We start from the raw sequence: 21,621 nt of genomic DNA, 5'->3' as shown, positions 1-21,621 counted from the left end.
ACAAACTTCTTGACAGTCTCAAATTATATTTGGCATAAAATCCGATGATTTTAAGTAAAAAACAAATAAACATAATTGAAAGATTATAACCATAATAAAAGCTGCTATTACATTATCTTTAAAAGAAAAACTAGTTAATATAGGTAAAAAAGTACTAAGTAAAAAATCTCTAACCCCACTATTATACTTATTTTTAATATAAATTACTTCTTTTCCCTGATGCCTAGTAAAATTTTTCAATTTACTTATTTGACTGATTAAACAAACTAGGGAAATGATTTGAATTGCCACAATAGAAATAAAACTTATTTCAATGAACCTAAAACATAGAGTGTTTTTATTATCCTCTACTAAAGTAAACCAAAGTATCATCAAAGAGTTCAATGGTAATAATGATGATAAAAAATATGAGTACTTAAATAGCTTATTTGTAAATAAAAACATATTAATCACTTCCTTCATAGTTTTCTTAAAATGATACTCCATTACAAACTAATGTTCAAGTGATACTTAATCAACTACGGATCGAAAAGTAAGTGTCAAACAACCAAATGTATTGAAAGTCCTTATAGCTAATAAAGTTAGTTCTATAATTTTTCCTGTTGATGACTTATCAATATGATAAGCTGTTAACAGATTTTTTATTGCATAAAAAAGGGAGGACATAGTCCTCTATAATAAAATGATATTATTTCATCAATTTTGCAATACTTCTTGATCCTGAATTGTCAAATTAAGTGCAACAGTTAGGCTATGAAGAAATATATTGCTTGAAGAGTTCCTCTGCTGTGTGATATTGGAGGATTCGGCGATATTTGTGGTTAATGGCATCAGTTGCCTGTTGAACATAAGCTTTTGACTTGTCTTTCATGCTCTTGCCCTTAGGGAAGAATTGACGCAAAAGACCATTGCAGTTCTCATTGGTGCCCCTTTCCCATGGAGAATATGGGTGAGCAAAGTAAATCTGGCAGCCCTTGATCTTGGTCATATCCGCAAACTCAGAGCCATTGTCAAACGTGATTGATTTAAACCAGGCAGGATGTCTGTCAATCTCCTTTTGAAGCAGCCTTTGGCATGTGCTTGCCCGATAGTCAGGAATCTTGATAACTACTTCAAAGCGTGTGGTTCTTTCAGTCAAAGTCATTAAAGCAGGCTGATTCTTGCGTCTGACGCCTTTAACCAGATCTCCTTCCCAGTGCAGCGGAGCTTTTCTGTCTTCAACCTCCTTAGGACGCTGTTCAATGGAATTGCCAAGATGCTTCTTGTGCAAAGCGTGACCGCCATGGCTGTGATGACGCTTGTTCCTGCGTCTTTTGAGCTTCATAGGCAGATCAATATTGCTTATGTCCAGCAAGCCCTGATCAATATAGCGATAGACGGTTGGTGTGCTGGGACAAGGGTAGCCTGGCATAGTCCTTTTGAATTCACCAACGAACTCATCGATGCTGGTGGCATCAAATTTAGCTTTAAAGCGTCTGGAGAGCATTCTCAAAAAGACAGCATAATGCTTCAATGGATTGCGCTGATAGCAGTTTTGGCGACGCTTCTCATAATAAATCTGTGCAGTATCAGCGTAATAGTGCTCATATAACAAATAGCTGCTGTCTCTTTGCAGGACGCTTCCGCGTTTGATTTCGCGACTGATTGTCGATTTATGACAGCCAACTTCTTGAGCGATGACAGTACGGGAAGTTATGCCAGAATCCAGCATTGCCTGAATCTGACCACGTTGTACGCTAGTTAATTGATGATAGTGTTTAGAAATGCTAGAATTTGAGTTGGTCATGAAGATCTTCCTTTCTTGATTTTTCGTCACTTCAAGTTTAGGTCTTCATGGCCTTTTTGTTTAACATTTAGTGTTGCACTTAATTTGACAATTCAGGGCCGTTATTCAATTTAATTTTAGCAAAAAATAAAAGGTGACCCACAACATTGACATATTGTAAGTTCATCTCCTACTTTAAGTTCCCCTATACACTCATATACTCAACTAATACTCAGGCTTCAATCTTCAACTTAACTTTACTTATAAGCCAAGCAAACAATCTTCCAAATATTAGACGACGCAAGAATTCCAAAATAATACAAATAATATAAATACCAATAACCGAAATAATTAAATTTAAAATCATTGCATTACTATTCCAGTACTCATTGCTATGGAATAATGTACGATACAAGAACTTATTAAAGAATTCGTTCACATCAATTAAATATACAGCAAAAGTGTACGTTGCTAAGTAATTTATGAATTTATTATGCTTAACGTTAATAGACCTAAATACCTGAAAAAGGGCCACACTGCCAATCAAATTAAAAATAAAGCAATAATCCCAAGCTCTTCCAATCTTCAAACTAAATATTGTGACCACCAAAGTACATAATAGGTAAACAATGAAAGGCTTTACAATTTGCTTATCTTCTTTATGATATTTACTGATATAAGCTCCTACCAAATACAAATAAACAAAATTAATAATTCCATAGCCTCCATCATTTACAGTTACCCTCGTGTAAAATGAAGGCCAAAAATAGAAGAAGAACAACCCAATACCTAATAGCCATTTATAACTATTCTGATTGATTTCAGAAATCATTTTATTTAAATAAGGTATTAAAAGATATAAAATACAATAAATTATTACAAACCACTGATTAGTAGTCGTTTCTAGTATATCCTTTCCCACAAAAATTGTGGTATTTTGAGGACGTAACACAAATACTGTTATCAGTGAAAGTAGCAAGCCCCAAAAGATCATGATTGCTACTAAATTTAGTACCTTAGCTATTCGAATATTATTCTTTTTATAAGAAAAATAGCCGGTAATAATTACAAAAGTATTTACAGCAATAATACTAAATGATTCTAATAAATGAGCTAAATAATAGTTAGATGAACCACTTATTACATGCTTTAATCCACCACCCATATTGCCATTAAAGTAATGCAAAGTTATTACCATTAAAATTAATACTATTCTTAATAATTCAATATTACTTTTTCTTTTTTTCATATGTTGAATTTTACCTTTTTACATTTTTTACTTAAAATATTTTGTCTACCACATTTGGATCTTCAACTTTTCGTGCAAACGCAAAATTAGTATTGATCTTAGATCTTAAATTTTTAGCATCCTCTATTGTAAAAACATATGGATTTCCTTTTTGCCAATCAATATACCTTAGCGCTTGTTTATTATCGGATTTTGTTTTTATTTGCTTATCTTTAAATCGTTTTAAAATCGTTTGAACAATAATCTCATCAGCGCAACAACTATGCATGAACATACTTAAGTTGCTATTCAAAATCTCATCTACATATTGACTTTTAATTGAAAACCAATTGGGGCCTTTGTTTATCACTGATTGATTTCTTATTCTGTTTATTCCCAATATCTTATTGCACCGGCGTATAAAGTTAGCAATATGTCTATGTCTTCTAAAATCAATATTGGGATAAAAATACCCGATTCTAGAAATAGCATCTCTATATGTAAATTTTTCGTCAAACCCCAAATACACATCATTTTTAAAATATTCCACAAAATAATCTTTTGTCATCAATGGAATATCCATACTTGATATCAAATGCACGTAATCATACTTATTTTGTTTATTAACCTTTTTCAATAGAAGTAGTGTAGCTTTGATCTGACTATCACTCCCCCAATTTACAGCAATTCGATTTTTTATAAAATTAATATTAGAATTATGACTGTGTAATTTAGGAAGTTTGAATTTTTTATCCCAATGTATAAAAAAATCTATATCACTACTGTCTAAAATATCTATAGTCTTTTGAAGAACTTTGGCATCGGATCCATAGCCTATAACACAAATTGCATGTTTCATTTTATACTACTTTCCATTTTTTGTAGAATTTTTTTAGAATATCCAATAACAATTTCATTCCTTAAAATTAATAAGATAAATAAATATACAAGCACTGATAGAACTATAGACAAGATAGTATTAAGTACTAAAGAACTGATCAATTGGTTACAGAGTAGACAAACAACAACAATTCCAATCCCACCTATAACGGACGTAATAAAGTTATTGAATACACTCTTCGATAAAAGCACTTTGCGAACAATATCTCTTGAATAGTAATAGTTCATTACCATCATACAAAACTCTGCTAACACGGTTGAAATTGCAGCTGCATTTTCACTTAGATAAGGAATGAATAACAAATTAAATATTACATTTATAATTGCACTTGTGGTCATACTTGCAAGAACGTATTTTTCCCTCCTCGCTGGAATAAGCACACAGTCGTTTAATATCCAAGAGAGTATGCAAAACACATAGGCTAAACACAAAATTTGTAAGGATGTGGTTGCACGCAAATATTTTTCTCCGGCTACTATTAACACTACCGTCTTTGATATCATAAATAAACCAACAGATGCAGGAACGGTTAGTACAATCAGAGTCTTAGTAAGATTTGAGAGAATGTTATTATATTGCTTTAACTTGCGATTTCCAAACAACATTGCTAATCTAGGTACAGTTACTATCAAAACAGCTGAGATAACTGTCTTTACTATGCTATAAACTTTTGCTGAGACACTATAAATTCCAACTACATATGAATTTTTCATTAAGCCTAATATAGTCACATCAGAATCTAAATAGATCATATTAGACACAGCTGTGAAAAATAATATTAAAATCGGAATTAGATGTTTTTTCCAATCAACCTTAAGAACAAATCTCACATCACAAAAATGAAAAGAATGGATAAAATTCAGTAAATTTGCTCCTGCTGAAGAAAAAACGGTGATCGCTGCATAAATCAAATAATCATTCTTATCACGGACAAAAAGAAACAACAATATTAAAGAAATGATTTGAAACAATATGCTTCTAAATGTGATATACGTATAATCCTCAAAAATTTGATATATCCATTCTAGTCCTATGGTATTAAAAAATATTTGTATACTAAATATTAGAATACATAAAATGTAATTTCTTAATTGACTAAAAATAACTAAACAGACAGCAAGCAATACATAAGCTATTATTGTAGAATATATATTTATTGTAAAAACTTGACTTGCAAAATTACTTATTAAACTTCTATTTTCTCTTAAACGTGCTCCTTCCCTAACTGCATAAGTATTGATTCCAAGAGCAGCTATTAAAATAAAGTAACTAACTATTGAGCTAGAAAAATTATAAATTCCGATTCCACTGACACCAAGCACTCTAGAAACATATGGAAAAGTTATTAAGGGAAAGATTATATTAAGCATTGTTCGAATGCTGTTTAAAACTGCATTAATTCGTAAAGATCTTCTTTTCAAAATTCATTAAACCCTTTTTAAAATTATCCCAATCTAAAGTTAGGACATTAGATAAAAATCAACAACATTAATTACTGGCCTTTTACCTAAATAATTTTTTTACAAATTTCACTTTGAAATTTTTCATCTTCAGGCAATTCAATATTCTGATCATAATTAAATTCAGCTGTATGTTTGTTCTTTAACTTAACCTTATTAGTTACTCCCATCTTAAACCATTCGTATTCAGAATCGATGTGCCCTAAATCTATCAATTGATTATCTAACATATTTAAATCATTAACAATTACTTTTGCAGTGGGTCCTAACATCAAAAGCACAATTCTATCTCCGCTGTTTTTAATAATAGCACTTTCAATTTCTTGAAGCCTAGAATACGAATTCTTCGATGGACAAATGATTCTTTTCACTGATTTTGCACTATTAAACAAATCATTTCCTTCACCAGCCCTAGTATACTCTCCCTCCACGATTAAAATTTTTTTACCAGTCCAAATTTTTTTTAATGAAGCAAAGAAATTTTGAGAATTACTTTTATCTTTTAGATCAATATATGGTCTAGAAATAAATGTTGAGCCGTATAAGTTGTTAGTCTTTTCTATACGTTTCAAAAAAGATCTATTTTGAACAAAAAATCTTCTATAAAAAAAAGTATTTGAACTGTCAGTATATCTATCAAGTCCTTCAAATACATCAGGTAAACAAATAATTGTATTACCGTAGCTGCCTTTAAGAATAATCTCTTTTAGTTTCTCAGATAATTCTGGATTATAATCTTGATAAGCTATATCTTTTCCTCTGATTAAGTCAAATTCTCCATCACCAAATCTTATAACTGAACAATTTTTCTTCAATATAGTATCTAGAGTTTTATTACTATCTTCAACTTTAATATTAAATTTCATTCTCTTACTTAAAAATTGATAAAACATACCCTTTACATTGATCATAGTATCTCCAATCATTTTTAAACACTTTAACTAAAAATTTATCTGGACTTTCTTTTATTTTTATAGATCTTATAAGTTATTTTATGTGCATTTAGCAATAATAATACATACAAAATTCTCTTATTATTACTAGTTATATTTCTGAATTTTAGCTCTTTAAATTGTTTATTTTGCTTTATTTTTAGCCATGTCTTTCTAAAAGAACTAATATCATCTTCACTTGATCGTAAAGCTAGTGAAATAGCTCTCATAAACAGAAAAGTCCAATTTTTGTCAAATCCGCAATCTATTACCTGACTCAAACTTTTAACCAAATTGAAGTTTACTTCCCAACTATCATCTCTAGCTTTCCTAGATAACGTATTAGTTAAATATATATCATTATCGTAACCAGCGTATGAAATGTATTGAATCATTCTACATTTTGATAGATATTTAAATACAAAAATAGTATCTTCCCCAAAATCCTTCTGCTCATCAAATTGCAGATTATATTTTTTTATTATCTCACTTTTGAACATTTTAGATACGGGAAGCCCAATATATTCAAAAGTATTCTCGTCAAAAAAAGTATTCCATGATTGAAACATAAATTGCTTTTTAGGTGGCTTGACCGTTTTAACAATACTATTATTTTGTAAAACTTGTTTATATCCCCCGACAACTAGATCATAATTACTGTACAACATAAAAGTCTGAATATAGTCATTATCAATATAGTCATCTCCATCAACAAAGAATATAAAATCTCCCGTTGCTAACCTTAAGCCAAAATTACGCGCAGAAGATACTCCTTGGTTATTCTGATGATAATATACAAATCTCTCATGTTGTTCACAAAACTCTTTAGCTATCTTACTTGAATTATCAGTCGAACCATCATCAATTACAAACACTCTGATGTCTTTGAAATTTTGTTTATTGAGGCTTTCCAAACATCTTTGAATAGTGTCAACTTTATTAAATACAGTTACTATCACACTTACTTTATCGTGCATAAAATATCTCCTACCACCATTATTTCATTTTCACGGTCTTAGCATCTTTTTCAGAGTTAAATCTATAATGTATCAGTGCAATTGTTGTCAATATAATTGAAAATTCTAGATATCGAGTTAATCCATTAGCCATTAAAAGTTGTAAAAACAGTAAACTAATTACAAAATATGAATACAAATTTTTTCTAGTAATCTCAAAATATGAAATCACAAATATTGTAACGCCTAATATTCCTAACTCCATAAGAATCTTTATTAAATCTAATTCTAAGGTAACACCTAATGACTTACCAGTTAATCCCAAATTGAAAGCCTTAGTTAGATACTGAGTAGTAGATCCTAATCCATAACTTTCAAAACCATTTTGGAACAAATACCAAACTCGATAAGCCCGAGACATAGAAAAATTTACAACATCAAAATGCAGTGTATTCATAGTCCAAAAGTAATTTGCTGGTTTTAATAAATACAAATAAAATTCGCTAGCCATGATCCAAAATAATGAGCTAAGAACTAAAATTAGACCATTTATCTTTTTGGTTGTAAACTTAAAAAACACACATATAATAAGTATAATAGTTGATATTATAAACACTCTTTTAAAAGTTAAAAACACCAGCACCACCGACAAAAGGCACCAGATTTTATTTTTCCTATAATTATATATAAAGTAAATCGATGTAGCCCACGATAATAAAGAAACTTCAAAATTTTCAAATGGTGAATATGAATTTGAAAAGGAAATAGACAAAATATTTGACATAGTCAAGTTTGAATAATCAGTTGTTATTAAAAAACATAATGTAGCAACTAACAAACAAAAACGCATAAAAAATTCAATTTCTGCGTTTGACAAAAAATTAATTATTATGAATACATAAATAAATGGTACTAATAATCTTATACTCTCCCCTATTGTTCCCCAAGTAAACATGTCAGTTTGTATACTTTTAATAGTAGAAATTATCAAAAAAACTATAAAGACTAAAATTCCCCATTTCATTTCAAACAAATATTTAAACTTTGTATTCACTAGCCGCTTAGTTAAGATTAAATATAGTATTATCACAAAAGAAACTATAATAGGTAAGAGCATTATGGAATATGTTAAACCTGTTGAAATTTCGATATGCAAATAATCTAAAGCGTTACCTATTAATGTGATGCAGAAGGAAAATAATATTATTTTGTCAATCTTGATCTTCATAAACTAATTCTCTCAGATGATTTTTAATTATGCACAAGTCCACATTTACTTAAAATTGTTAATGCAAACACAAAACGTTTTTTTACCAAAAATAAAAAGAAATGTTGCTTAAAATTTAGCTTTTTCAATGGGTATGTATTTATATAACTAACAACTAAATCGTTTTTACACATTCTTTTAATTTCACTATAACTAGTAAAAATAGGCAATTTATTGGTTTGTAAAATACAAACTGATAGTGCTACGAATAGACCTTTTTTTAATCGTACCTTAGCGTTATCATCAAGATGTATTTTAGTGAGTTTTTTCTCCATATAACTATAAAACATAATGATTCTGGAAAAACGAGTTTTATCATATTTTTTAGAGAGCGATTTATCATTATATAAATAACAATATTCTTCTGAGTTAATGATTACAGCCATCTTTGAAACTTGATAATAATCACTATCCCACACAACATCCTCACTGATTAACTGACGCTCAGAAACAAATTTTAGGTTATATCTATCTATTAATTCTCGAGAATAAAGACAATTCCAAACCATTGGTTTTATTGAGTCACGAACTCCAGGCATACTCCCTAACATTCTAGGAAAAAGATTATTTCTTACTTCTTTATTTTTATAGACTTGTTGATTATACTTTTCACAAAATAATATCTTTCCAGCGTCATCAACCTGAACAAAGCCACCAATTACAGTATCAACCTTTGGATTATTAATGATTGGTGTAATTAATTTCAGTAAATAATCTTCTTTTATATAGTCATCACTGTCTACAAAGGTTATATAATTTCCAACAGCTTTTTTGATACCATAATTTCTTGTGAGTCCCAGTCCACTATTTCTCTTATGAAATACTTTTATACAGGAATACTGATTTGCATACATGTCACAAATATCTCCACTATTATCAGTTGAGCCATCATCAATCAATAAAATTTCCATGTTTTGATATGATTGTTTTAAAACTGATTCGATACATTTAGTCAAATACTTCTCAACATTATAAACAGGGATAATTACCGAAATTAAATAGTACATTCTACCTCTTCCTACACAACGATTATACTTATCAATTACATAAATATATTTATTTAATAAATCTAGCAGGTATTCCACCATAGACTCCTGCCCTATCCAAACTTTTTGTCACCACAGCATTGGCACCAACAATAACATGATCAGTAATATTCACGCCCTTCAGCACGACTACATTGGTCGCTAGCCAACAATTTCTCCCAATATAAATACTTGATGCACAAAATCCTTGTTCGGCTATAGGTGTTTTTTTGTCTAAAAACCTATGATCATGATCATATAACGATACATTATCAGCAATTAATGTATTTTCTTGTATCATAACTTCTTTTCTTGCTATTATTCTACTGTAGTTTCCAATATAAACATACGGTTTCAGATTAATAGTGGAGTTCTCCAAACCTTTTATTTGGCAGTGAGGACTAATATAAGAGTTCTGATTTAATATAAGTTTAGAACTTGGACCTATATCAATTTTTGCACTCCAAGCTATATAAGGTGGATGTTCATGGGCTTTTTTTGTGCGTAATTGAATGATAATTCTATTTTTAAATCTTATCTTTAACAGTAATAATCTTAGATAATTGAAGCCCCATTTAAGTATTTTTTTTATGCTCATATTTTTGTTTGATCCCAATTCTATATAGTTTCATCAATTTATCTGCACAATTATTTATTTCATATTTTTCAGTATAGATTGTACTCTTTCTAGAAATTAAAGTTTTTCGTATCCTTTTAATCCACTCGTCTGGATCCAGTGGTGCAAACTCTAAGTTCTTACTTATTTGAACTTCTTTAGGAATTGTGTTTGAAACTATGCATGGAAGATCTGCATATTGTGCTTCAACTGCCACCATGCCTAAACCTTCCCATTTAGATGGAAAAAGAAATATATCAAATGCTGAATAATAGCCTGCTATGTCTTTAGATGCAGGTAAAATGGTAAAATGTTTTTTTAAACCTTGTTGTTCTATTCTCCTTGAAAAATCTTCTCCACCATCACCGATTAATAGAAAATGATATTTTTTCAAATTTAAACTTTTAGCTATCCGAATTAGAAAATCTTGATTCTTTTGTTCAGAAAACCTTCCTATATTTCCTAACAGAATGCAATCCTTGGAGAGCTTCAATTGCTTTCGTATATTCAATCGTTTGATTTTATCAAATTGAAAATCTGATACCTTAATGCCATTGTTAATAACATGAAATTTATAATTTTTATATAGCTTACTCCCTGCTAATCTACTTGCAGCAAAAAGTAAATTTGCATTTTTCAACATAGGTTTTAAAAGTATTTTATTTAACAACTCTGATCTATACTGTACATTATGCGTATGAACTATTAGTAGTGAATTTGTTTTTTTGCAAGCTAGTAATTCCAACAACATCGTTGAACTATTACCATGAATATGTATGACGTCGTAGTTATTATTCTTTACAATTTTCCTTAGCTTTACTAGATATTTAAGTGGATTTTTTCCCCTTGGAATATCATAGAGCTTAGTACCATTACGTAAAGGCATCGTATCAAGAATATCTTTTGAAAAATTAGTTGAAACAATATCTATTTGATTGCTTTTGCTTAACACATTGTAGAAGTTTCTAATATGTATTGGTATTCCAGTAAGAGAAAAATCAACTGTACAAATATATAATATCTTCATACTAAACCATTTACTATCTTTTCTAATTCTCTATTAAATCGGCTGTTATTACTTTTTTTACTATAATCTTTTGTTCTGACAAATTCGCTATATTTTGTTATAGTTTTATTTAATTCATCTATATCATATACAGGAATGATATTATTCATTCTTTCTGCAATTAACTTAGTAAAATCAACTTGATGATTATTTACATGCTCATGAAATTTCTCTTGTCTAGGCACTACAATTGGGACTTTGCCAAATTGCAAAGCTTCAATAAAGCTAGATGGTCCACCATGAGTAATAACAATTCGAGCATTTTTTAAATTTTGCTGCATTTCATCAAATGACATCATTTTCTGCCATTTACAATGTTCTGGTTTAAAAGTGCTAAAACCTGTTTGCATGACAACTTCTTCTTGAATTGATCCATTAGCAACCAATGCATCCACCTTTTTAACTAGACGATTAAACGGCTGCTCATGCGTTCCAACAGTTACAAATATCATAACTAAAAAATACTCCCTAAATTAATAGCCTTAGGATAGACTTTCTTCATTTCTTCCCACTGAACGATAAACTTATCAGTAATCGGATAGACTAATTTACCTGTAATAGTAGGCTTATCATAGCGATCAAATACTTCAATATAGATTGTTTTAGCGCCCATTAACTTACCAATGTAGAAAAATGGAACTGCTACAGCAGCTCCACTTGAAATAATTAAATCAGGTTTTTCTTTACGGAGTACCTTAATAGCCAAGAAAGTATTTTTAATTAAGTTCTTAAGATTGCGGTTAGTAGGATAATAACATCCATACATCTTCTCACCTTTAAGTTTGCTTCGAGCATCTTCTTTATCAAAAGTTACCCAAAAACGATCCTTATTTTTCCAAAAAGGCTTTAACATGTATAAATGTGTTAAGTGTCCACCACTAGAACCAACTAAACAAATTTTCATAATATTTCCTCTGTTAAATGCAATCTAATTTGCTCATCTGACCATCAAAATTAATCTTTTCTCTGAGTACATTTGCTTTAATTTCATTTTTCAACTTATCATTTTGGTATAATTCTTCAATACTTCTAAATAAACTATTTTCATCAAAATGAGCCACTATTCCATTCTTTTTATCTGTTATTTGTTCCTTAAAAACAGGCAGATTCGAAACTATAATTGGTTTATCTAATGCTCTAGCTTCTAATACCGATAATCCATATCCTTCATGCCTTGAAAATTGAATATATATATCACAATTTTTTATATATGGATATGGATTATCTCGTCTTCCCAATAAAATAAAATTATTACTTAAATTTAATTTTTTATTAATTTTTCTAATTTATACCTATCTTTGCCATCACCTATAGCAAACCACTTAAACTTGATCTCTTTGTCACATAATTTTTTAGCAGCCTTGATTGATACGTCATATCCTTTTTGCTCAGTCAATCTTCCAACTGTTACAATATTAAATGTATTTTTTGTGAATTCTGTAGGATAAAATTCTGTAGCTTTTTTTCTAATATTTTCTATGTCTATTACATTATAAAAAACATCAGCTTTTTCTTTATATTGAGGATATATATTTGTAAATGTCCTTTTTATTGCTTGGGATACGCCAAATATTTTGTCATAAACATCAAAATATTTATCCACATTTATTATCCATGGCATTTTTTCGTCATGAAGCCAAAATGCTTTTTTATTTGCCTTAACATTTAATGCAACAAAGGCAGTAGTAAATGATCCATAACCATAAAAATCAATTGCCATATCATAATTTGGTAAACATGGCATTTTACAATGCATGGCTAAATAATCATAAATTGGGAAATATTTATTTAATTTGATTTTTTTTATTATCTTTCCAGGCAATGCATACATTGAAGCAAATAAATAATAAAATTTATTATCAAATTTTATATACTTAATTTTGATTTTTTTCTTTAAACGATATCTATACTCCATATCTTTATCTAAAAGAAGTAAAGTTACGTCAAATTTGCTTTCATCCAAATGATTTAAAAATTCAATAAGTGCGACTTCAGAGCCACCACCGCCTAATGATTTAGCAACTACAAGCAGTTTTTTCATAATTTTAATACGCTCCATTAGGATGAATAACCACCCCAATTGTCTTAATAATCAACTTAAAATCTTCCCACAAGCCGGAATGGTTGATATACACGATATCTAACCAAACCATCTCGTCGAAGTCCGCTTCACTACGGCGTGTAACCTGCCATAGCCCGGTACAGCCTGGCATAACTAGCAAACGTTGCTTATCATAGTCAGTGTACTCAGCTACTTCACTTGGCAATGGTGGACGAGGACCAACTAATGACATGTCACCAATCAAAACATTCCAAAGCTGCGGTAATTCATCAAGACTGTACTTACGAATCGTGTGACCAATCTTGGTGATTCTTGGATCATTTTTGATCTTGAACATCGCTCCGTCAACTTCGTTTTCGTCTTCTAGTTGATCTAGCATTTGGTCAGCATTCACAACCATTGAACGGAACTTCCACATCTTGAATGGCTTTTCATCCTTACCAATTCGCTCTTGCGAATAAAAGGCCGGGCCACCATCTTCATGTCTGATTCTTATTATTAAAAACAAAAACAACGGAGATAATATAATTAATCCCAATGCACTGGCTAGTATATCAAATACTCGCTTAACTGTATGATATACGGGCCGTCCCTTAACTTTTGCCGGATTAACCTGTAGCTTCTCCATTACCATCATATTCCTCTTATACTCTAATCTCTGATCTATTAAATACACTCTCTGTTAATATTACCACGCTCTATGCAGCTTAGATGCAAACTTGCATATTTACATCAAAAATTAAAATAACCAGAACTTCTTTTTCTGCTTCAATGGGTGCCAATCCATCTGAACTGGGTCACCATTGATAATGCTGCGAGCATTATCTTGCCACTGTTGGGCCAAGTCTTGGCCGAATTCGTGGCTCATCTTTTGGTAAGCTTCGCTTAATTGATACTGTCTTCTCGGTAAGTCATGCGCATCCGAAGCAAAGGTGCATCCCTGCCCCGCTGCAATCAACTTACGTGACATCTCTTCGATCTTCTTGCCAAAGATTCCTGTATAAGAACTAGCAGTGATCTGCACCAAGCAGCCTTGTTCCAGCATCCCTTGCAAGATCTCGGGTTCCTTCAAGATGCGGCTATTGCGCTCCGGGTGCACGATAATCGGAGTCACCCCACGCTGCATGATCTTGAAGATCGTGTCTTGCGCATAAGTTGGCACGTCCTCACTTGGAAATTCCAACAGCATATAAGTACCGTCTTCATCGCAGAACAGGATATCATCGTTATCAAGCGCATCAATTAAGTCACCCGACAAGCGAACTTCCTGCCCTGGGAAAACCGTCAACGGCACCTTGGCCTCATCTAGCTTCTGTTGGTAGAGATCAGTCAGCCAGACGATATCATCCTTATGGTTAGTGTAACGACCATTCAGTGTATGCGGCGTACAAATCGCATGCGTTACGCCATCTTTGACCGCAGCCTTGGCTAACTTAATTGAAGTGTCCCAATCTTTTGAGCCATCATCAATGCCAGGCAAGATGTGGCAGTGAATATCGACTAAAACCATTATTGATCGTCACTCTTTTTTCTACCGAACAGGCCCTTTTTCTTCTCAGCGCCATATCCATAACCATAGCCATACCCGTAGCCGTAACCATAGCCACCGTTTTCAGCTCTAATATCGTTCATAACGTAGCCTAGAATTCGAGCCTTAGCAAACTTCAGCATTTGCACTGCTCTAGTAATCCCAGCCTTTTGCGTAACGCCTTGACGTACTACTAAGACTACGCCGTCAAGGTGACTAGCCAACTCTTGCGTATCGGATACTTCAAGAACAGGAGCTAAGTCAATGATAACCATATCGTAATGTGACTTAACCAATTCAATGAAGGTTTCCATTCGGCGTGAACCGATTAATTCAGCTGGGTTAGGTGGAATTGGACCAGAAGTCAAGATTGACAAGTTATCAATTCCACTTTCTTCAACTACATCATTTAAGTTAATTTCGTCAGCTTCTGAAGTAAGAACAGTTGTCAAACCAGTATTGTTCTTAACGTTGAATGTACTGTGCAAAGTTGGACGACGCAAGTCGGCATCAATTAATAAAGTCTTGCGTCCAGCTTGGGCATAAGTAATCGCTACGTTAGCAGTTACAGTTGACTTACCTTCGCTAATGTTGGCTGAAGTAAAGGCTAAAGTATTAATTTCTTCATCAACTGCCATGAAGTTAATGTTAGTTCTAATCGTTCTAAACTGTTCAGCTACCGCACTACGAGGATCAGCAACTGTGATTAATTTGGCACCATGCTTAATCGTATCATCGGTACCACGTTTTTTTCTAAATAATGACATTCGCTTCTCCTTTCCTATACTCGACGGCTTCTACGCTTAGGACCATTAGAATTATTTTTCTTTCTTCTAATAGTAAATGATGATGACACATGGAAGTGGGAAACTTGACCTAAGTCAACCAAACCTAAGTTATCAGTCAAGAATGCATCGTCCTTAACTGTAGTGTCGGTCATTTCACGAATTAAAATTACGGCAAAGCTTAAGACCAAACCGATGACAAAACCAGCTAAAGTAAAGAGCTTCACATTAGGTGACGATTGACTGCCATTAGTAGCTGGCGCAACGATCGTAACGTTGTTAATGTTCATGATGTTAGGAATTTGATCTCTGAATGAACGCGCTACAGCGTTAGCTTCAACCTTTGCCTTTTCAGGTGTATCTGCAGTAGCAGAAATTGAGAAGACCTGTGATTGTTGTTGGGTATTAACTGAAACGCTCTTAGCTAATTCGCTAGTAGAAACGCTGTAGCTCTTACCGCTACGTTCAACTACTTCTGGTTGAGCCTTTCTTACCAATACTCGGCGGCCATCTGCATTAGTCTTGTACTTAGCAGGTTTAGCCTTTTTTACCACTCTAACTGGGTTAGCTAAACGATTAGAAGCATCTTGCAAAATAACGTGACTAGTTACAATATCCTTATAGGTAGTAACCATTTGCATGTTGGCTTGTTGAGTATTATATGCCGCATTCGGGTCATTCTTGTTAGCCTTTTGGTTAACCAAGATCTGTGCATTAGAAGTATACTTTGGTGAAATAATAAAATTAGCGACGCCCCAGCCGACTAAAGCCAGACCGACACTCCAGATAATCAATGCCCAGATGTGGCGACGGCAAATTTGTAGCAATTGAGTAAGATCAATCGTATTTTCAGTTTGCTTTTGCTCTTGTTCCATTTACCTTTTCCTTTAATAACGATTAACGATTCATAATATAGCTAGCCTTGTTAGCAGCTACCTTAACATGTGGCAATTCTAGCGCCGTTCTGATCTTATCAGAAACTCGTTGACGCTCTTCTCTACTTACCACTTCAATTTCCATAGTGCCAAACTTAGGGTTTTGCGTTTCTTTACTTACACCCTGAGCATGATCTTGGGAAAGATTGTTAGTGGCTTTTCTGTAATCCATAGCAATCTTGTACATTTGATTCATAGTCAAGTCAGTCTGCATCTCGCTAGAAATGGAATTCAAGAAACTTGAATTAAGCAAAGTTGAAGGTGAAACAGACTTCTTAAGCAAAGCCATAATTACCAAGCGGTCACGCTCTTGTCTACCATAATCCTGACGAGGGTCACCATGACGAAGTTGAGCAAATGCTAAAGCCTTTTTACCATTCATATGATAAGTCTGGCCTTTGACAAAGCTATAACCCATATTGTTGAAAGTTAATGGAGAAGTTACATCAATTCCCCCAACTTGGTCAATTGCCTTCTTCAAACCACCCATATTGATCATGATGTAGCCGTCAATTGGAACACTGTAATATTTATCAAGTGTCTTAATTGTTTCGCTAACCCCGCCTAATGTATAAGCTGAGTTAATCTTAGTTACACCATATTGTGGGTAATCTGGGAAGATTGCGTTTGAGTCACGTGGAATTGAGACAATGCTTGTACTATTGGTCTTAGGGTTGATCGACATCATCATGATGGTATCAGTTCTACCCTTCCAGTGACGACCCATGGCACCAGTATCTGTACCTAATAATAGGATATTAATTGGCTTTTTCTCATTCAGCAAATTATCAAGAGTACGTCCTTTATTACTCTTGGTAGTCTTAGCAACGGGGGTGTACATATTCTGCGTCGTATCACGCAAATTCTTGTAGATCATCCCGCAAACAAAAAGACCGACTACAATGATCACGCCAATAACAATCCAAAAACCGCGCCAGAACTTACGGTGACGACGGTGGTGATGATGGCGATGACGATGTATCGGTTTATTACTTGATTCTGCGTTATTTTCCATTCTAATCCTCTTAATCTTATAATCGTTATTATTATATACTCAAGAACCCATTTTGACCACCCTTAAAAGGTTTACATGCGGCAAATACTTTGAGTAGAAATGAAAAATGCATCCCTCAAAAATGGAATGCATGCTACAGAGTTAATGTATTTTCTATGTATGTTTGTTCCTTACTTTAATTTTATCAGTTTACATACTCATTCCAAGCTTCATCTTTCCATCTGACAGTCATCAATTATCCTCCAGAAGCTTGTGATGAGAAATTGAAGTCCCCTTTTTATATTCTTCATACCTGGTCTTAAGTACATTCATATTTTCATTACTGTAAAAAGGACTTGCTTTAACTTCAAATGGAATTTTTCTTTCATTAACTAAAGCTTTCGTAGCTATGTTAATCCAAACCGAAAAATTCAATCCCATATCCGCCAATAATTCTTCAGCCTCGTTCTTTAATTCAGGATCCATACGAGCTGTAATCTTTGTATCTTTCATTGTTGTTATCACCTTGCCTTACATTGTACTTACATTGTATCATATAAATAAGACTAAACTAGCAAAAAGCATCTACAACTATGTTAAGTATTGATAGGAGTTGATTAATTATGCTAAATATTGAAGAATCAATTAAAGAATTTGAAACATATTTTCAAGGCAAGCCTAATGAAGTTGAAGTAGTTACACGAACTATAGCAGTAGTGAATAAGAAAGATCAGCATAAAAATAAATAATTCTACTTGCATCCTTCAAAACACATCTTACGAGTGGTCATTTGACCGCTTTTTTTCTACCTCTTTCCAATCAATTCCACTTCTTTCCTTATTATAAGCATCTGTAATACAATAAACTTAACAACAAATAACGAGGTGTTTTTATGATTGATAATCAACCTAAAAAGACAAAAGCATATATCGCGGGCGTAAACTTAAACGACCCCAACTTCGACTACTACATGACAGAGCTAGCCAACTTGACTGAAGCAAATAATATGGAAGTAGTTGGACAAAGTTTTCAAAACGCAGAATCAATTGTCGCCGGAACTTACTTCGGTGTCGGCAAAATCAATGAAATTAGAACTATGGCTCAAGGCTTAAAAGCAAAAGTTTTAGTCCTTAATGACGAATTGACTCCCGTACAAATTCGCAACTTAGAAAAATTAACCAAAATGCGAGTTATTGACCGCACGGAATTGATCCTTGAAATCTTTTCTAACAGAGCGCGGACCAAGCAAGCTAAATTGCAGGTACAGCTAGCACGGCTGCAATACGAACTTCCCCGTTTGCATCCCTCCGAGAACAACTTGGACCAGCAGCGTGGTGGTGGCTTCGCTAACCGTGGTGCCGGTGAAAGTAAACTAGAATTGAACCGGCGGACAATTGGCAAGCAAATTTCAGCCATCAAGAAAGAATTGAAGGCTGTTGCCGGCCAGGAAGAAATCAAAGCAGCACGGCGCAACCAAAGCCGCATCCCTAAAGTCGCTCTTGTTGGCTACACCAATGCCGGTAAATCAACCACAATGAACGGACTATTGCGTGAATTTTCTAAAGAAGGAGCCGACAAGGAAGTCTTTGTCAAAAACATGCTTTTTGCTACGCTTGACACCAGTGTGCGGCGGATCGACTTGAAAGACAACTTTAGCTTCATTCTGTCTGACACTGTCGGTTTCATTTCTAAACTGCCCCACAACTTGGTCGAATCTTTCAAGGCTACTCTGCAAGAAACGCGTGATGCTGATTTATTAATCAACGTTGTTGACGCCTCTGACCCGAACATGGTCCAAATGATTCGGACAACACAGAACGTTTTGGATGAAATTGGCGTTAAGGAAATTCCGATGATTACCGCCTACAACAAGGCTGATAAGACTGATCGCAATTACCCACAGATCGAAGGCGACGACATTCTTTATTCCGCCATCGATCCAAAATCGATCAAACTACTGGCCGACTTGATCACCAAGCGCGTTTTTGCCAACTATGAAAAGTTTGACTTGATCCTACCACTAAGCGCAGGCAAGGAACTGGCTTACCTGCATGATCGCGCCCAAGTTTTACGTGAAGACTACCAAGACGATGGCGTCCACATCGAAGCGAACATCGCGCCCGACGACCAAGGACGCTTCCGTCAATATTTGGCCTAACTAGACTAGGAAAAAATATGAAAAAACATAATCTGCTGTTCCTTTTTGCCCTCACATTTTTGTTAGTTCCTACTAACACGCCTGTAATGGCTGCTAAATATAGTGCTAGTGAGGCAAAAAAGGTGCGCACTTTTCAAAAAAGCTATCATCGTTTGAGCCAGAAAAATTACAATCAGGCTACGCTCTTTGCCGTGCAGCCAAATTTTGGTATTCCTTTTTCAGCAGGAGTGCTTGACCCTGATTACATCAAAACTTCAATAGCTTATGTTAATTATTACCGCTCATTGGTTGGACTGCCTGATGACGCCAATTATGCTAATGATAACGTTAACGCACAACTTGGTGCTGCAGCGCTAGCTTCAGTTAACGCGGAGCAAAATCTGCGAGCTCACGGCTTACAAGGTTACGTCAAGCCTGGCTATATCAGTGATACTGACTGGGATACAGCGGAAAATACCACATTGGGCAATATCAATTTTTCAGAATCAACTAGCGGAACCACGGCTGGCGAGATCGTTACCGATCTGATACGTGAAGATAATAATATTGCAGGTAATGGCAACATTGGTCACCGTGGTATGATCCTGTCGACGCGAGCCACCCGAATGGGAATTGGTGCTGCCTATGGCACTGAAAATAATGTCTTGTATTCTGTTGAACATGGACTATTTGCCGATGATATTTTGCGTCAGCCTGTGAAAAGCCGAATCGTTTATCCAGCTGCCGGCGTTTTTCCTTACGAATTAGTTGGTGGTAAAACGCCATGGTCTTACTCAATAACCGAGCGAATTTCTGGTCAGCCGAAAATTTACATCACGGATTTGACCACCAAGAAAAAGCGGCAAGCGACACAGGTGCGCAACTTCGGCACTGCTCTTTATGGTGACGGCTACACAACAACGATCACTTACCGACCTGGCAAAACCAAGTTAATCAACACGCACAAGTACCGTGTACAAATCGGCAAACATTATAGCTACAGTTTCAGATTTTTCAGGCAAAATAGCACATTGAAAAATAAACAGATTGTAAAGCATCGAAAATGAAATACGTTGATATGCAAAACGGCTCAAGCAGTTGTACATCCTGCTTGAGCCGTTTTAGATAGTAACAAATATTGTAGTCTGTTCAACAATCTTCATGTAAAATAATACTCAGGTCTATTGCAGCGGTTAGCTACCGCTAAGACTTAGTAACTTTAGCATGGCTACACACCCCTCGATCAATTCTTAAGTTATGGAGGTGGAAGCTATGCATAATTGGGTAGACTGGAGAAGTAGGCTTCCAAATGATTGCTTGGGCTATTGCGTATGCGATTGTGCTGAATGCCTTAGGCGTTTTCGCTATTCGTTTGGCTATTGCGTATGCGATAACAAAAAAAGCTAATCACAAGGATTAGCCGAAACAACAGTCATCTTAAGTTACGATTGGAGTTAGCGACTGGTACTCGCTAGCTCCTTTTCTTTTATTATTTTAATATGATTTAGAATTTATTGCAATGTTTAGAAGCGCTTATTCTACGCCAATGACGTAACGCATGATGAATCAATAGCTTGTTATACCAAGCATAATTGTGCTTCATATAATTATAGGCGGTTGTAAAATTTTCCAGTTGGCTAGCCGCAATGAATTGATTGCGTGTCCAATGCCAATCCTGAGTAGGATAATATAAAATTTTCACTCGGATTACCCTTCCTACTGTAATAATTGCCCGATCATGATGATAACGCGTGCGAGCAACATTGAGGTAGCTACCAATTAAAGTATTGCGCCAGTATCGATTATGCAGATAATTTTTCTGCTATGAAAAATGTAAGCAAATGTATGACTATGTTTTATTTTCATACATTTTGGACTATTCGTGCTTTCCATTTCTCTTACCAACGTCTACGCTAGTATTCCGATATTTCAATTTAGAAGTAATCGCATTGACTAGCTCTTTT

21 protein-coding genes and 1 pseudogene are annotated in these 21,621 nt (G+C 33.9%); 3 read left to right on the top strand and 19 right to left on the bottom strand.

Translation table 11 applies throughout. The annotated features are described in order from the left end of the window. Positions 1 to 751: 751 nt before the first annotated feature. From CP367_RS09545 to CP367_RS09450, 19 genes and pseudogenes are all read right to left on the bottom strand, one after another. Entirely contained in the window at positions 752 to 1,786 is a 1,035-nt protein-coding gene (locus CP367_RS09545; RefSeq protein ID WP_014567885.1) for an IS30 family transposase, read from the bottom strand. Positions 1,787 to 1,997: 211 nt separating this feature from the next. Beyond that, the gene (locus CP367_RS09540) at positions 1,998 to 3,014 is read right to left on the bottom strand and encodes an acyltransferase (RefSeq protein WP_089146116.1); all 1,017 of its coding nucleotides are present in this window, start codon (positions 3,012 to 3,014) and stop codon (positions 1,998 to 2,000) included. A gap of 31 nt (positions 3,015 to 3,045) precedes the next feature. Next, entirely contained in the window at positions 3,046 to 3,852 is an 807-nt protein-coding gene (locus CP367_RS09535) for a beta-1,6-N-acetylglucosaminyltransferase (RefSeq protein ID WP_089146115.1), read from the bottom strand. Next, positions 3,849 to 5,315: a flippase gene (locus tag CP367_RS09530; protein ID WP_089146114.1), complete on the bottom strand. Its 1,467-nt coding sequence runs from the start codon at positions 5,313 to 5,315 to the stop codon at positions 3,849 to 3,851. Before CP367_RS09530 ends, CP367_RS09535 begins: the two co-directional genes overlap by 4 nt. A gap of 86 nt (positions 5,316 to 5,401) precedes the next feature. After that, positions 5,402 to 6,280: an SP_1767 family glycosyltransferase gene (locus tag CP367_RS09525; RefSeq protein WP_089146113.1), complete on the bottom strand. Its 879-nt coding sequence runs from the start codon at positions 6,278 to 6,280 to the stop codon at positions 5,402 to 5,404. Between the two features lie 23 nt (positions 6,281 to 6,303). After that, on the bottom strand, positions 6,304 to 7,263 hold the full coding sequence (locus CP367_RS09520) for a glycosyltransferase family A protein (RefSeq protein WP_089146112.1): 960 nt from the start codon (positions 7,261 to 7,263) through the stop codon (positions 6,304 to 6,306). Between the two features lie 19 nt (positions 7,264 to 7,282). Continuing rightward, on the bottom strand, positions 7,283 to 8,470 hold the full coding sequence (locus CP367_RS09515; RefSeq protein WP_089146111.1) for a hypothetical protein: 1,188 nt from the start codon (positions 8,468 to 8,470) through the stop codon (positions 7,283 to 7,285). 23 nt (positions 8,471 to 8,493) lie between these two features. Continuing rightward, complete coding sequence (locus CP367_RS09510; protein WP_089146118.1) at positions 8,494 to 9,516, bottom strand: glycosyltransferase family 2 protein; 1,023 nt, start codon at positions 9,514 to 9,516, stop codon at positions 8,494 to 8,496. Positions 9,517 to 9,565: 49 nt separating this feature from the next. Continuing rightward, a complete protein-coding gene (locus CP367_RS09505) occupies positions 9,566 to 10,132 on the bottom strand; it encodes an acyltransferase (RefSeq protein ID WP_089146110.1) in 567 nt (188 codons plus the stop codon). Next, on the bottom strand, positions 10,110 to 11,177 hold the full coding sequence (locus CP367_RS09500) for a glycosyltransferase (protein ID WP_089146109.1): 1,068 nt from the start codon (positions 11,175 to 11,177) through the stop codon (positions 10,110 to 10,112). The genes CP367_RS09505 and CP367_RS09500 overlap by 23 nt, the downstream gene beginning before the upstream one ends. After that, positions 11,174 to 11,668, bottom strand: coding sequence for a glycosyltransferase (locus CP367_RS09495; protein ID WP_089146108.1), 495 nt, complete (start codon positions 11,666 to 11,668; stop codon positions 11,174 to 11,176). Before CP367_RS09495 ends, CP367_RS09500 begins: the two co-directional genes overlap by 4 nt. Positions 11,669 to 11,670: 2 nt before the next feature. Further along, complete coding sequence (gene pssD, locus CP367_RS09490) at positions 11,671 to 12,120, bottom strand: PssD/Cps14F family polysaccharide biosynthesis glycosyltransferase (protein ID WP_089146107.1); 450 nt, start codon at positions 12,118 to 12,120, stop codon at positions 11,671 to 11,673. A 13-nt stretch (positions 12,121 to 12,133) separates the two neighbouring features. Then, positions 12,134 to 12,837 (bottom strand): annotated as a pseudogene (locus CP367_RS11070) (glycosyltransferase). Between the two features lie 424 nt (positions 12,838 to 13,261). Beyond that, the gene (locus CP367_RS09475; protein WP_180707092.1) at positions 13,262 to 13,912 is read right to left on the bottom strand and encodes a sugar transferase; all 651 of its coding nucleotides are present in this window, start codon (positions 13,910 to 13,912) and stop codon (positions 13,262 to 13,264) included. Positions 13,913 to 14,017: 105 nt separating this feature from the next. Continuing rightward, a complete protein-coding gene (locus CP367_RS09470; RefSeq protein WP_089146261.1) occupies positions 14,018 to 14,788 on the bottom strand; it encodes a tyrosine-protein phosphatase in 771 nt (256 codons plus the stop codon). Next, on the bottom strand, positions 14,788 to 15,573 hold the full coding sequence (locus CP367_RS09465; protein ID WP_089150836.1) for a CpsD/CapB family tyrosine-protein kinase: 786 nt from the start codon (positions 15,571 to 15,573) through the stop codon (positions 14,788 to 14,790). The genes CP367_RS09470 and CP367_RS09465 overlap by 1 nt, the downstream gene beginning before the upstream one ends. Before the next feature lie 14 nt (positions 15,574 to 15,587). Beyond that, positions 15,588 to 16,466 carry a YveK family protein gene (locus CP367_RS09460; RefSeq protein ID WP_089146259.1) on the bottom strand — a complete coding sequence of 293 codons (879 nt, stop codon included), beginning with the start codon at positions 16,464 to 16,466 and terminating at the stop codon, positions 15,588 to 15,590. Between the two features lie 22 nt (positions 16,467 to 16,488). Then, on the bottom strand, positions 16,489 to 17,541 hold the full coding sequence (locus CP367_RS09455) for an LCP family protein (protein WP_035443211.1): 1,053 nt from the start codon (positions 17,539 to 17,541) through the stop codon (positions 16,489 to 16,491). 231 nt (positions 17,542 to 17,772) lie between these two features. Then, entirely contained in the window at positions 17,773 to 18,033 is a 261-nt protein-coding gene (locus CP367_RS09450) for a type II toxin-antitoxin system RelB/DinJ family antitoxin (RefSeq protein ID WP_089146258.1), read from the bottom strand. A gap of 110 nt (positions 18,034 to 18,143) precedes the next feature. On the opposite strand from CP367_RS09450, the gene CP367_RS11150 reads away from it, so the two are divergent. The 3 genes from CP367_RS11150 (at position 18,144) to CP367_RS09440 (ending at position 20,724) form a co-directional block, all read left to right on the top strand. Continuing rightward, a complete protein-coding gene (locus CP367_RS11150; RefSeq protein ID WP_255404450.1) occupies positions 18,144 to 18,269 on the top strand; it encodes a hypothetical protein in 126 nt (41 codons plus the stop codon). 143 nt (positions 18,270 to 18,412) lie between these two features. Beyond that, positions 18,413 to 19,678, top strand: coding sequence for a GTPase HflX (gene hflX, locus CP367_RS09445; protein WP_089146257.1), 1,266 nt, complete (start codon positions 18,413 to 18,415; stop codon positions 19,676 to 19,678). A gap of 17 nt (positions 19,679 to 19,695) precedes the next feature. Further along, positions 19,696 to 20,724 carry a hypothetical protein gene (locus tag CP367_RS09440; protein WP_089146256.1) on the top strand — a complete coding sequence of 343 codons (1,029 nt, stop codon included), beginning with the start codon at positions 19,696 to 19,698 and terminating at the stop codon, positions 20,722 to 20,724. Positions 20,725 to 21,621 lie beyond the last annotated feature (897 nt).

The organism is Lactobacillus sp. UMNPBX16, assembly GCF_002553775.1.
GTDB lineage: Bacteria > Bacillota > Bacilli > Lactobacillales > Lactobacillaceae > Lactobacillus > Lactobacillus crispatus.
Note: the sequence above shows the minus strand (reverse complement) of the source record. Positions and strands in the feature narration are given on the sequence as shown.

Bases quoted from the DNA above. Each gene is read 5' to 3' on its own strand.
- CP367_RS09455 (WP_035443211.1), bottom strand. From the start codon at position 17,541: ATGGAAAATAACGCAGAATCAAGTAATAAACCGATACATCGTCATCGC.
- CP367_RS09470 (WP_089146261.1), bottom strand. From the start codon at position 14,788: ATGGTTTTAGTCGATATTCACTGCCACATCTTGCCTGGCATTGATGAT.
- CP367_RS09475 (WP_180707092.1), bottom strand. From the start codon at position 13,912: ATGGTAATGGAGAAGCTACAGGTTAATCCGGCAAAAGTTAAGGGACGG.
- CP367_RS09440 (WP_089146256.1), top strand. From the start codon at position 19,696: ATGAAAAAACATAATCTGCTGTTCCTTTTTGCCCTCACATTTTTGTTA.
- CP367_RS11150 (WP_255404450.1), top strand. From the start codon at position 18,144: ATGCTAAATATTGAAGAATCAATTAAAGAATTTGAAACATATTTTCAA.
- CP367_RS09515 (WP_089146111.1), bottom strand. From the start codon at position 8,470: ATGAAGATCAAGATTGACAAAATAATATTATTTTCCTTCTGCATCACA.
- CP367_RS09510 (WP_089146118.1), bottom strand. From the start codon at position 9,516: ATGTACTATTTAATTTCGGTAATTATCCCTGTTTATAATGTTGAGAAG.
- hflX (WP_089146257.1), top strand. From the start codon at position 18,413: ATGATTGATAATCAACCTAAAAAGACAAAAGCATATATCGCGGGCGTA.
- pssD (WP_089146107.1), bottom strand. From the start codon at position 12,120: ATGAAAATTTGTTTAGTTGGTTCTAGTGGTGGACACTTAACACATTTA.
- CP367_RS09460 (WP_089146259.1), bottom strand. From the start codon at position 16,466: ATGGAACAAGAGCAAAAGCAAACTGAAAATACGATTGATCTTACTCAA.
- CP367_RS09520 (WP_089146112.1), bottom strand. From the start codon at position 7,263: ATGCACGATAAAGTAAGTGTGATAGTAACTGTATTTAATAAAGTTGAC.
- CP367_RS09500 (WP_089146109.1), bottom strand. From the start codon at position 11,177: ATGAAGATATTATATATTTGTACAGTTGATTTTTCTCTTACTGGAATA.
- CP367_RS09525 (WP_089146113.1), bottom strand. From the start codon at position 6,280: ATGATTGGAGATACTATGATCAATGTAAAGGGTATGTTTTATCAATTT.
- CP367_RS09450 (WP_089146258.1), bottom strand. From the start codon at position 18,033: ATGAAAGATACAAAGATTACAGCTCGTATGGATCCTGAATTAAAGAAC.
- CP367_RS09545 (WP_014567885.1), bottom strand. From the start codon at position 1,786: ATGACCAACTCAAATTCTAGCATTTCTAAACACTATCATCAATTAACT.
- CP367_RS09535 (WP_089146115.1), bottom strand. From the start codon at position 3,852: ATGAAACATGCAATTTGTGTTATAGGCTATGGATCCGATGCCAAAGTT.
- CP367_RS09505 (WP_089146110.1), bottom strand. From the start codon at position 10,132: ATGAGCATAAAAAAAATACTTAAATGGGGCTTCAATTATCTAAGATTA.
- CP367_RS09465 (WP_089150836.1), bottom strand. From the start codon at position 15,573: ATGTCATTATTTAGAAAAAAACGTGGTACCGATGATACGATTAAGCAT.
- CP367_RS09495 (WP_089146108.1), bottom strand. From the start codon at position 11,668: ATGATATTTGTAACTGTTGGAACGCATGAGCAGCCGTTTAATCGTCTA.
- CP367_RS09540 (WP_089146116.1), bottom strand. From the start codon at position 3,014: ATGAAAAAAAGAAAAAGTAATATTGAATTATTAAGAATAGTATTAATT.